Annotated in this window: 6 protein-coding genes; 1 reads left to right on the top strand and 5 read right to left on the bottom strand. The window is 30.3% G+C overall.

Annotation, left to right across the window (positions count from 1 at the left end; all coding sequences use genetic code 11):
• Positions 1-165: 165 nt before the first annotated feature.
• The 5 genes from NH26_RS21195 to NH26_RS21175 all read right to left on the bottom strand — a co-directional run bounded on the left by NH26_RS21195 (position 166) and on the right by NH26_RS21175 (position 7,945).
• Positions 166-1,038 carry a viperin family antiviral radical SAM protein gene (locus tag NH26_RS21195; RefSeq protein ID WP_158021996.1) on the bottom strand — a complete coding sequence of 291 codons (873 nt, stop codon included), beginning with the start codon at positions 1,036-1,038 and terminating at the stop codon, positions 166-168.
• Between the two features lie 59 nt (positions 1,039-1,097).
• Complete coding sequence (locus NH26_RS21190) at positions 1,098-3,206, bottom strand: nuclease-related domain-containing protein (RefSeq protein ID WP_044226315.1); 2,109 nt, start codon at positions 3,204-3,206, stop codon at positions 1,098-1,100.
• 391 nt (positions 3,207-3,597) lie between these two features.
• Complete coding sequence (locus NH26_RS21185) at positions 3,598-4,722, bottom strand: aldose epimerase family protein (protein WP_084812314.1); 1,125 nt, start codon at positions 4,720-4,722, stop codon at positions 3,598-3,600.
• 6 nt (positions 4,723-4,728) lie between these two features.
• On the bottom strand, positions 4,729-6,222 hold the full coding sequence (locus NH26_RS21180; RefSeq protein ID WP_044226313.1) for an alpha-L-fucosidase: 1,494 nt from the start codon (positions 6,220-6,222) through the stop codon (positions 4,729-4,731).
• A 121-nt stretch (positions 6,223-6,343) separates the two neighbouring features.
• Entirely contained in the window at positions 6,344-7,945 is a 1,602-nt protein-coding gene (locus NH26_RS21175; RefSeq protein ID WP_052432154.1) for an alpha-L-fucosidase, read from the bottom strand.
• 498 nt (positions 7,946-8,443) lie between these two features.
• Here NH26_RS21175 and NH26_RS21170 point away from each other — a divergent pair, with 498 nt between their 5' ends.
• Positions 8,444-12,631, top strand: a complete 4,188-nt coding sequence (locus tag NH26_RS21170; RefSeq protein WP_158021995.1) for a hybrid sensor histidine kinase/response regulator transcription factor — start codon at positions 8,444-8,446, stop codon at positions 12,629-12,631.
• Positions 12,632-12,887: the final 256 nt, after the last annotated feature.

Below are 12,887 nucleotides of genomic sequence, written 5' to 3'. Positions count from 1 at the left end.
AATGCAGTGATTTTCGTATTCAATCTAAACCCCACCCTTTTCATGATCAATAAGTTTTCTTTAGCCTTTTAAAGACTGAAATATAATTTCAATACCCAAATAAGTATTTTAAAAATACCCTATCTGTTTTTCACAAATAGGGTAATTGAAATTTCTAATTATTCCTTATTTCCATTGATATATTCCTTTACGATCAATAAACTTATCATAATTATAACCCATTTCTTCAAATGCTTTCTGTACTCCAACTTCTAAAATATGATCACTGTACATATAGTTTCCATTTTGATTATTAAAAAATCTACCTGCGGGATCCACCATTACATAGGTGTTTGTCATATCAGTGTTTGTTTCAGTAATCAGAAATTTATTTTTTGAGTGTCTATTTACATATTCATTAAATTCTTTTTCTGAGATCAATAATTCATCAATATCATTGTCATTTTGACCTCGTACAGGAAGCACTTGAAATACCTTCCACCTTTCAGGTTTTGCATCATTGACAAAATCATTTAAATCTTCATTTAGGTTCGCCTTAGTTACCACAGTATTAATTTTTAAACGATAACCATATTCATAGATAGTTTGTATCAATTGATTATAATAAATTCTATCAGGATGAATTGAATTCGTTGATCTACCTACAACTTTATTTGTACTAGAATTTATACTGTCTATACTTAAGGTAATCCAATCCAGATAAGATTGATTTTGAACTAAAAAATCCTTGGATAAATTACTTCCATTTGTGACAATCATTGTTGTCATTCCTAATAAATTTGCTTTTTTTATTAACTCTGAAATCCATGGACATAATGTTGGTTCCCCACCTACAAATGTTATTTTTTGAAATCCATATTCGGCCAATTGTTCTACAATTTCAAGTGTTTGTTCCTTCTTTAAATGACCCTTAGGTAAAATTGTTGATTTCACATCTTGAAATTTAGCAAAACAAAATTTGCACCTCATGTTACAAGGTTCCCATAAATGAAAATTTACACTTGGAATAATGTTATTCCCACTAACTAACTTATTCATAATATTCATATTTAAACGTTAGCTTATAGCTATAAAATGAATATTCTGTTAAGAATTAATTAGCTTATATAATCTTCACCTTGATCATATTCACTTATCGAAAATTGGTGAATATCATTATTTTCATTTTTCAAATTTCCCCAAATTTCATTTTCTTTAATTGCTGATATGATATAAGACGGAGAACAGAGATTTTCATTTATTTCTCCTTTTTTCAAGTGAATCATCAATTCAAATAAACTCAGTTTTAAATACTTATTGTAATAAATATTTTCATCTCCAATATAAACATTAGATACAATTAATGGCTGGATATTTAATTCATCTAATGAACAATCAATTTTCAATTCCTTATTAAGGTTATCAAAATTCTCTCTTATATACTTTTCTGCTTTTTTAAGTTGATTAACAGCATGTATCTTAAAGTTTTTTATTACATATTTTTGTTCTCGCTTATGGTTTTCCTCTATATATGTATTTTTCACTTCAACAATAAATAATGTTTTATCCTTATATGCTAATGTATCAATGTCTCCTGCAATCTTTGTTTTACTATCAATACAGTAACTATATTTATGGCTAGATTGAGTCTTGAACCCCGCACTTTCAAATAGCTCAGCAACATATGCCTCAGTATATTCAGTTTGTCTATTATGTTCTAATTTATTGTCTCTTATTAGCCTACGATGAAGGGCGACTTCCCATTTTATATCTTTATTTAAGGCTGATAACCAAAAATAGTTTTCACCTATCTTAATAAAAGGGGATGTCTGAATATCAAATAATTGCTTTTTAGTAGAATTTAAATCAATACTTAGATAATTAATAATACTTATAACATCTTCCTTACTCCACTTGAAGTATTGGACACAATTATCAATTAATTCATTTTTCTCGAATACAGACACGTAATCGATTTGCCTTGTATTAGAAAATACATTTTTAAATTTAGTTTCAAGCTCACGCTTATAAATTGAATCTACAGTTTTACCTATTATATTAAAGAATCTACCTTGAGGAAATAAATTAACCGAGAATACTTGAAGTAATAAGATAACTTTATTAAAATCAACTTTACTTTCCATTGCATCTGAATCAAATAGAAAAGGTATATTGAAAAAATTAAAATATTCTAAACATGAATATTTTTTAATATAATACTCTTGAGCCCACTGATCTTTACCCAGTGCTTTTAGTTCATCTTTATATTCTTCCTTAACCTTATCTTCCAGGTACCAATCAAGATATTTGTGTTTTTGTAAATTAGTTTGATGATCAAGAAAGCGCTTATTTGTTAAGATATCTGCTTCATTACCATCTATCACTTCAAAGTCTGCATTTCCTGTTAAAATGTAATTTATTTTATTTTCATTCTCTATATATCCAAACTGAAAATTTATTATTGCTCTTATTTGTTCTTTTATTTCACTTACATCTTCCCTTGGTAGAAACTTCGGGTCGCAATTGTTTACAAAATATTCCTCAGGTCTTATTGGTGGTAATTCTTGATTCAATATTTTGGAAAATGTTTCAATAGTATATTTAGGTTGAAGTTGTTCATCACATTCTCTTTTAGCTGTGATGAATTTATTTAAAGTCCGTATCAATTGGATCCTATAACTGATTATTACACTATTGTTATTAATAGTCTCAGGAGAATAGTTTTTAAATTTTTGAAATAATGATATTACCTGTATAATAATATCTTCATAACTATATTTTATTATCTCATCCTGAAAGAAGTTATAGCTATCCTGCCAATAATCTTTGTTATCCTTTAAAAATTGTAACTTTTTATAGAATTGCCTTTGATTTATATCATGTGAAGATTTAAAGGATTTAAATGTACTCCAATGGTATGAATAATGATAGCTTTCATAAAGTAGAATGAAACCTTGAAGATATTTAAAATCAATATCAACAACAGCTTTCAAAAAATTGAGATTGGCATTTGTTCCACTTGAAAAGTAGTAATATAAAATATCGTCCCAAACATCTGTTTGAGATAATATATTTATGTAGTTTGGTGGAAAATCAAACTCATAAAATGTTTTTGATATTTTCTTATTCTTAAAGGGTGATTTTGCCTTCAAGAACAAGGTGAAATCATTAAAGGATGATCTTTCTATTAATGATTCTAATGTAACGAGTAATTTTGTTTTATTCATATTTAAACATTATATGTAAAGATTAGCTCATGGCTAATAATGTTTAAATCTTAAACAAAAGTATAAAAATACATCACAAATCAAAAGAAATAAATCCAATAATTATACAACAGCTTAAAACACACCAACTAAACAACTATTAAACAGTACTTTACTAACAATATTATTATTCGAAACTTTTACGACCATACCTATTCATTCATCTGCTTATTTTTTAAAGGCACTACTTTCTTTCTCAAATTCTAATCAGGTAAATTGATATATATTTTCACATGATTAAAAACAACAAGGGTTTAGCTAAATCTAGCCAAACCCTTAAGAATAATTTATATATTCATAAATTTACAACTCAACCAATTGATCTTCATAAGGATAAATTGTATCATAATTATTACTTCATCTCAGAAGAGTTAGCAATACCAAATTTATAAGTCACATATTCCTTATAAGTCTCCCCTACTTTTAATAATGAACTTGGAAAGTTTGGATGATTAGGTGTATCGGGTAAATGTTGTGTTTCTAAACAAAAAGCGATGTGTTTACCATAAGTAATCCCTTCTTTGCCAACAAACCTACCATCCAAAGCATTTCCAGTGTAAAATTGTACAGAAGGCTGAGTTGTTTCTACGGTTAAAGTTCTTCCTGATAAAGGATCAGATACAAAAATTACTTCTTTGGCCTCTTTTTCTTTTTTATTAAAAACATAACAAAAATGGTATCCATAATTATTTAACTCAAAAATATGCTCTTTGATGGCTACTTCTTTTGTCAAATCTTTTTCAGTATTTATTACTCTTTCCAATTGGCCTGTAGGAACAATATCCTGATCAATTTCAGTTATATAATCTGCATCAATTCGAATTTTTTGATTAAATATATTTTGCTTTAATCCATTCAGGTTAAAGTAAGAATGATTGGTCATACTGATATGTGTGTCTTTATCTGTTGTAGCTTCAAATTCAATCCTAACCTCGTTGTTTTTAGTTAGATAGTAAATTACTTTATTATTTACATTACCGGGAAAACCATGAGTCCCCTCTTTAGAATAATAAGTGAACACCACCCCAATTTCATGATCTCTTTTGATAACATCATCCAAATGCCAAAGTGCACTACTAAATTCTCCACCACCATGAATACTATGTTTTTCTCCTTTAGTATCTAACTGATATGATTTTCCGTTGATAGAAAACTGTCCATTCCTAATTCTATTGGCATATCGGCCCACGGTTGCACCAAATAAAGGATTTGGTTTTTGATATTGAGCTAAATTGTCAAACCCCAACACTACATCCTCAAAGTTATTCTCTTTATCAGGAACAAATGTACTCACTAAAATGGCCCCATAATTTGTTAATTCAATACTCATTCCGTTGGGGTTGGTAAGCTTTAATAAAAAGACTTTTTGATGTTCTGATTTTCCCCATAATTTTTTAGAGTACTTAAACTCTTTTTTCTGTCCCATCAGTCCAGAACTTATCAGTAAAAAGAATAAGATTAACTTTTTGATATTCATTTCTAATTAATTTAATTTTTGATCAAACTCTATTTCATAGACTTGTGTATACCTCTTAGTTTTCTCTTGAGGTAAATATATAATTAAAGCATCCTGAGTTTGCTTCCATTCCACTTTTTTATCTTCACCTAACACTTTAATACAACTAACGTTATCCATCAATGAATTTCTAAATTGAGGTAATCTTAAAAAACCGTCTTTTGTAGTATTCATTAAAAACAAATACAACTTTCCGTTATTTACTGTAAATCGATATTTATCTTCTTTTTCATATTTTGATTTTAATTTTTGCATCATAGAGTTTTTGTATGCAGATAATGCACCTTCTCCAAAATGGGTCCAAGGTTTTGAACCATAAATGGCTTTTTCATTTCTTTGAATCCATTCACCCATATCCATCAAAATATCTTTTTGAGCAGTAGAAATAGTACCATCAGCATTCGGGAATACATGTAAAAGGACATTCCCGTTTTTGCTGATAACATCAATAAAATCTTCAATAATCCATTTTGTCTTTTTTTGTTTCCCTATTCCATTCGTGTAATCCAAGTATTTTATTAAAGGAATATTTGCCTGCCATTTGCCTGGTACTATATCTTTAATTTTAGAATAATTGTAGTTTAAGATATTGGTCCCAGCAGGAAAGGCTTCTTTGTTTTTGCTTTGTGTTTGCAAAACCACTTCTTGTCTATTCTGAATGCCTTTATTGTAATAATAGGCTGCTAACTTTTCGTGATAAGGCTTAAATTCATTTCTATTTATAAAGAAATCAAACCACAAAATATCCGGCTGATATTGATCAATTATATCTGTAGTTCTATTCCACCAATGTTGCATAAATTCTTTACTTACTGCTTGATCTAACTTTTGGGCAGTTAGAGGCCCTTTTGATAATGGGTAAAAGTTCCAATGGTGTGCATAATGAGACGACAAACCTGTTTTTAATTTTTGGCTTTTTAGTGCTGTCAACAATTCTTTAGCTAAATCTCTTTTTGGTCCTAATTGGAGTGCATTAAATTTGGTGTGATGCGAATTATATAGGGCAAATCCATCATGATGTTCTGCTACTGCCACCACATATTTTGCTCCTGATGTTTTAAATAAATTTACCCATTCAAAGGCATCAAATTGCTGATAATGTAGTTGAGGTAAAAAGTCTTCGTATTCCTTTTTTCCTCCCCAAGTATTTAAATGATACTGATGTAGAGGGTGTGGTTCATAATTAATTATTTTTCCTTTAGCGTTGTATTGTACACTATCAAGATCCATCCAACGCGCATAATTAGGTGATTTAATTGCTGGAACATTATATATTCCCCACTCTACAAAAATCCCTAATTTGGTATCGTTAAACCATAAAGGAACCTCATACTTTTGTATAGACTCCCAATTTTCTTCATAAGTGGTTTGCTGTTGTTCATTACTCTTTTTCCCTGTAATAGTAAATCCAAGAATAATAAGAACAATTAAAGTTAATAGTATGCTAATTGCTTTAGACATGTGTTTTTAAATTCAAAATGACATACTTTTCAAAAATTGTAGCTCAAGAATTTTTCGATTTTATATAAAGAGAGTAATTGGAAATAAAAATTTCTCAACTACTCCCTACCTTATATATCATCTAAAGTGTTTGCTCTAGTTCTCCACCTAATTCTGTTTCTTGGTAACCTTCGCATTGAATCTTAAAAGCGTGTGCAAAGTTGGATGGGAAACTTTTTGGCTTTTTGATTACTAGCCCTTTTTCATTTCTTTCCCATTGTAACTCTTCATTACTACCTAATAAGATTACTTTTTCAATTTGATTATTCAGTATACCTAATTCTGTACTCAAGGATTTAATTTCTATATCTCCCTTTGGAGTATCCATAACTAAGGCATAAAACTCACTCTCGTTTTTCTTAGTAAACCTGATATCTTTTTCGTTATAAACAATTTTATTTCTTTCGATTTTATGACCTCCTGCAGGTATTCTAGTAGGGCCTTCACCAAAAGTTTTCCATGTTCTTGTACCATAAATAGCATCACCATTAATTGCTAACCATTCTCCCATTTCAATTAACAGATTTTCCATTTCAAATGGTATAGTTCCATCAGGATTAGGAGGTACATTTAACAGCATATTCCCATTTTTAGAAACAATATCAATCAAGATATCCACTAATTCATTAGTAGATACAAATTTTGCATTAGATCTGTAAAACCAAGTACCAGGAGAGGTATCAGTAATCCAAGTCTCTTTTTTGGGTTGGTTTGGACGTCCTCTTTCGTAATCTCTTACTGCAGAAACCTCCGGAAAGGTAGATTCTTTATACAAAACAGCCACTTCTTTGTCCCATTCTTGGGCCTTGTTATAATAATAGGCTAAGAATTTTTGTCTAGATGCGTCATTCATATTTTCTAACCACCAATCAAACCAAATAATATCTGGTTGATAGACGTCGATATATTCCTTTAACTTTGCCCACCATTCATCGTAAAAACGATCTGTTGGAGTGTTATTATAGAAATCATGAGGATCAGTATATAGATCATAGTCTTTTGGATCTACTCCTCCATATTCATGAGCAGGTGCAAAATACTTCCATGTAAAGGCATGATGAAAAGAAGCGATAAACTTCATTCCTCTTTTTTCTACTTCTTCTTTTAATTCTTTTGAAACATCTACTCCGCCATAGTTTTTAGAATTCCAACGCGTTGACTTAGCATCCCACATGGCAAAATTATCATGATGCATTGCCACTGGACCTGCATATTTAGCACCAGATTTCTCGAAAAGTTCTGCCCATTTCTGAGCATCAAAACCTGTAGTTTTAAAGTTCTCGATCAAATATTTATACCCGAACTCAGCAGGATCCCCAAATTGTTCAACATGATGAACATAATTACTTGTAGGATTAGTATTGATAGTACCATCTTTCTTTTTTGGTAACTTCCCTGTTCTCCAATTCGGAATACCATTTTTGCCATACATAAGCATACCATGCCATCCACCCATCTTGAAACCTGGCTTCATATTTACAAAAGCACCAGAAACAGGTCCCCAGTGGGTATAAATACCAAATTTTGCGTCCTTAAACCATTCAGGCGATTTATTTACTTTGGAAAGAGATTCCCAATCTTCCGTAAATTTTTGACTTGTATCCAACTCTTGTTGCTTTGGTTGCATTTGGCAAGCCGATAAAGCAATTAAAGCAGAGGCCGTTAATGTTTTTAAAAATTTCATACTACTTGATTTATACTTCGACATTCTATCTCATAATTCAGTCTTAGAGTATAGACTGATGTTGATGTCTTACCAACTCGATAAATCAAATGTAAAATGTGCTTATAAAAGACTTAGTAAATATTACCTCCATTATAGGGGGAGAAATTGCAGGACAAAAAATCAAGTCATTTTATACAGCAATTGACCATTTTTGATACTTCAGCTAATATCCACTAAATGATAGTGAATATTGAACCAAGGATACAGAATATGTACATGAAGTAACGGTTTTGGGTAATAGCACTATTAGTTTTAACAAAGGTAAACTGCTGTTTATTTATAAAGTGTTGGGCTACAATTAAAGAACACTTGATTTTAGTCCATTTTAACGGGTGTTATTTTTATTAATACCCCATAGCTACTCTAAAAGGGATAAATAATTGTAATTTCCCCCTGTTAATAAATTACAACTACAATATGCAACTGTAGAACAATGTACTTAATATGAAATATCAGATGAAGCACTATTACTATCAAAACTCTTTTTCTCTTATCACAATTGTCACTGTATTATTAATTTCTCTTTCTGCAACTCTACTAAAAGCAAATGATGCAGAAATTGTATTTGACATTGAATTATATTCAACAAAAAATGGATTAATTCAAAACGACATCAATAGCATTTACCAAGACAGTAAAGGTATTATGTGGTTTGGTACAAATGCTGGGATCAGTAAATTTGATGGCTATACTTTCACTAATTATAGCATGGACACCCATCAACTTTCATCCAATATTATTAGTAGTTTCCAAGAAGATCAAAACAATCATCTTTGGATAGGATTACTCAATGCAGGAGTGTGCAGATTAGATCTTAGAACAGGCGAGATGACCACTTTTAAAAACACTAAGATCAAGAAGATCTTCACATCCAATAATATTCAAACCATTGCATCAGATGATGAGGGAAATATATGGATTGGAACAACCAAAGGTCTGAATTGTATTAAGGCAGATGATTTAACAAAGGATGAATTTGAAGCCACAAAGTATTTTGTAAACCACCATAATCCAAAAGGTATTAGAGATAATTTCATCACAAAAATATTTAATGATGAAAATGATAACTTATGGATTGCCTCAAAAAAAGGATTACAGATCGCAATAAAACCATCCGGTAATCAACCCTTTTATACTTTTAAAAGTATCAATAAGAATAAACCTATAACCATAAAAGATATTGTTGAAAATGAAAAAGGAATTTTCATCTGTAGTTTTAATGGTATCTACACATTCGATCAAAAAAACTTTAACTTAAAAAAAGTCACGAATTCGGTAGTTAATACAATGGTCATTGACCCTAATAATTATCTTATTGGAGGAACAAAAGAAGGTTTGTTCTTTATGGAATATGATGAGGTCAATGGACAATACATTAAAAAGAAGCACTTCCATAGTGAAAACAATGAAGCACTAAAAATTAACATTATCTCTAAAGTATACAAAGATAAGTTAGGTGTTATATGGATAGGTACTAAAGGAGGTGGTGTCATTAAATATAATCCAAATGGAAAGAGGTTCAAAGACATATACAGAACAAACGATCCTTCAAGTTTATCTTACAATAAAGTACGATCAATTTATGAAGATAGTCGTGGCCGTATTTGGATTGGTACAAAAGGAGGCACTTTAAATGTTTTGGAACATCAAAATGATGGATTAAAATTGGGTTATAAAAATGTGACTTTTGATGGTAGTAAATCGAACATCACCTTCGGAGTGGTTGAATGGGGAGATCAATTAGTTTTTGCGAATAGAAAACAAGGTAAAATCTTTATTACTGATAATGATATTGAAATAAAAGATAATCATGATATTTCACTAGATCATCAGCTAGAAGTAAAGATTGATGTACCAACTTTTGCTTTAAAAAGTGAAGGTGATTCTATTCTTTGGTTAGGAACTTATGGAAATGGTTTAATACGTGGCATTCGTAAAAACGATAAGATAGAATGGAAAAATATCACATATGATGGAGACAACCAAAAAGGTAAAATCAAAATCATTAGAAGTATTATGATAGATCAACATGGAAATGTTTGGTTAGGCTCATCACAGGGTTTAGTCTATATTTCTAATGAAGAAAAATTGAAAGAATCACCTGAATTTATCGTTTATCAAAATCGTGTAAAAGTACCCAACAGTTTAGCTTATAATTATCTTCTACCTGTTTTTGAAGCTTCTAATGGAGAGATTTGGATCGGTACTATGGGTGGAGGTATAAGTGTTTTCAATCCAAACCTACAAACAGGATCTGCAATTTCTTTTGAGAACATTACCATAAAAGATGGATTGCCAAGTAATATCATAAAATCAATTTTAGAAGATGATTATCAAAATCTTTGGATATCTTCTAATAATGGTATTTCTAAGATCAACTTAGATTCAAGAGAAATTAAGAATTATAACATTAGAGATGGACTACAAGATAACGAATTCAGTGATTTATCATCATGTAAACTAAAAAATGGAGATTTAATGTTTGGTGGAGTAAATGGGATTAATTACTTCACACCTCATGAAATTGTAGACGAATATCTAGTGGGTGATCTTATTTTTACCAATCTAAGTGTATTGAATAAAAGTATTCATGTAAATGACACTCTAGATGGTAATATAATTCTAAAACATAAAATAGAATACACCCAAAAGATCCATTTGAATCATAATCAAAACAGTTTTGCATTAGAATTTGCTGGACTACATTTTGGATCTCCTTATAAAAATAAATATAAATATCGTTTAAACGGATTTGATAAAGAATGGATTACTACAGATGCCAATTTGAGAATCGCTAAATACACTAATATTCCTCCTGGCAGTTACACACTAGAGGTAAAAGCATCTAATGCAGATAATATTTGGAATCCGAATTCATTATTTTTAGACATTGACATTGCTTCACCTTGGTGGGCTACACTATGGGCAAAATGTTTATATGGCTTATTAATCATAGGTTTGATTTACCTTTTCTCTAGGTTCTCTTTAATTACAGTTAACAAACATCATCAATTAGAATTAGAAAAGTTTGAGCGTGAAAAATTAGAGCATTTAAGTAAAATGAAATTACAATTTTTTACTAATATTTCTCATGAACTTCGCACTCCACTCACTCTAATTAATACACCTATAGAACAATTGATAAATAAGGGTTCTTCTTATTCTGCCTTAGAGAAAGAAAAATATTTTAAACTCATTCATAAAAATGTAAATCATTTAATGAATCTGGTAAATCAATTATTGGATTTCAGAAAAATGGAACAAGGCCATATGGCTTTACAGGTTAAAAAAAGAGATTGGGTATTGTTTACAGAACAAATTTTCCATTCTTTTAAAGAATTTGCCAACTATGAACGTATTGAATTTAACTTAGATATTAAGTCACATTGCATCATAGGTTATTTGGATGAAGATAAATTGAAGAAGGTTTTGTATAATTTGTTATCCAATGCATTTAAGTATACACATGCTGGAGAAGTAAAAATCATAATTCAGCAAGTGGAAGGTAATGTTGAAATCAGTATTAAAGACACAGGTTTTGGAATAGATAAAGATCAATTAAAATACTTATTTGAGCCGTTTTATCAGGCAGATGATCAATCAAAAGCAAAGAGTGATGGTACTGGTATTGGTCTATCATTTACCAAAAGTTTAGTTGAATTGCATTATGGATCTATCCATGTAGAAAGTGAGAAAAATCTAGGGTCTACTTTCACCATTCGTATCCCATTAGAAGAAGAGATATATAAAGATGATATGGCATTCGAAGCTATTAATGAAGACAAAGAGGAAACGGAATTACAAGTGGAATATGAATTAACTCCTCAAGAAGAAGAATTAAGCTTATCTACTAAACCAAAGATTGTTATTGCTGATGATAACCCCCAAATATTAGATCTTTTATACGAGTTATTGAAAGATAACTATAAGGTATTTAAGGCTGAAGATGGAGAAATTGCTTTCAATTTAGCTAAAGAAGTCATGCCTAATTTGATCCTATCTGATATAATGATGCCGAAAATGGATGGTTATGAACTGACTAAAATGATTCGTGAAGACCCTCAAGTTTGTCATTTATCAATGATACTTTTAACCGCAAAGAACTCTAAGGATAGTAAATTAAAAGGATATGAATACGGTGTAGATGCTTATGTTACCAAACCTTTTAATTCAGAAGTCCTTCTTGCTAGAATAAATACACTAATCGAAAATAGAAAACGTCTACAAAAGAATTTTAGGACCAATATTGATACACAACCTAGTGAGGTAACATTCACGTCTATAGATGAACGCTTTTTGAATCGTTTAGTATCAATTGTTGAAGAACATATTTCTGATCCTAAATTTACTGTAGAGAGAATGGCTTTTGAGTATGGTACAACTCCTCTCCGACTAAATCAAAAATTAAAGGCACTCACAGAACAAACAGCAAAAATATTTATAAGAAATATCCGACTAAAAAGAGCGGCACAGTTACTCAAAATGGGACGGTATGGTGTGAGTGATGTCACCTATGAAGTTGGATTCAGTGATTTAAAATATTTTAGAAACTGTTTTAAGAAAGAATTTGGGGTACCGCCTTCTCATTTCTTAAGAAAAAAAAAGAAGGAAGATGAGGCAAATAAAGCTATTGAAGCAGAGTAATACTACAAAATAACCACCTATTGAATCTAAGAAATAGGTAATCACAAACAGACTCAAACCGCTAATTAACAGCGTTTTAACTTGAAATAAAACTAATCTTCAAAGAACCAATGAGGGGGGGGATAAATTTATTGCTACTACTTGCAGAATTTTTTTTTTTACTTTAAACATATTTACCCCCCCCATTTTTTAGGAGTATTAGTACGCAATAGGTGTAAAGAGTACGCTTACCTTCGAGTCATTATTTCAAATAAAC

Source organism: Flammeovirga pacifica, from assembly GCF_000807855.2.
GTDB lineage: Bacteria > Bacteroidota > Bacteroidia > Cytophagales > Flammeovirgaceae > Flammeovirga > Flammeovirga pacifica.
This window is presented reverse-complemented; position numbering and strand designations above follow the sequence as displayed.

Bases quoted from the DNA above. Each gene is read 5' to 3' on its own strand.
- NH26_RS21195 (WP_158021996.1), bottom strand. From the start codon at position 1,038: ATGAATAAGTTAGTTAGTGGGAATAACATTATTCCAAGTGTAAATTTT.
- NH26_RS21190 (WP_044226315.1), bottom strand. From the start codon at position 3,206: ATGAATAAAACAAAATTACTCGTTACATTAGAATCATTAATAGAAAGA.
- NH26_RS21185 (WP_084812314.1), bottom strand. From the start codon at position 4,722: ATGAATATCAAAAAGTTAATCTTATTCTTTTTACTGATAAGTTCTGGA.
- NH26_RS21180 (WP_044226313.1), bottom strand. From the start codon at position 6,222: ATGTCTAAAGCAATTAGCATACTATTAACTTTAATTGTTCTTATTATT.
- NH26_RS21175 (WP_052432154.1), bottom strand. From the start codon at position 7,945: ATGAAATTTTTAAAAACATTAACGGCCTCTGCTTTAATTGCTTTATCG.
- NH26_RS21170 (WP_158021995.1), top strand. From the start codon at position 8,444: ATGAAGCACTATTACTATCAAAACTCTTTTTCTCTTATCACAATTGTC.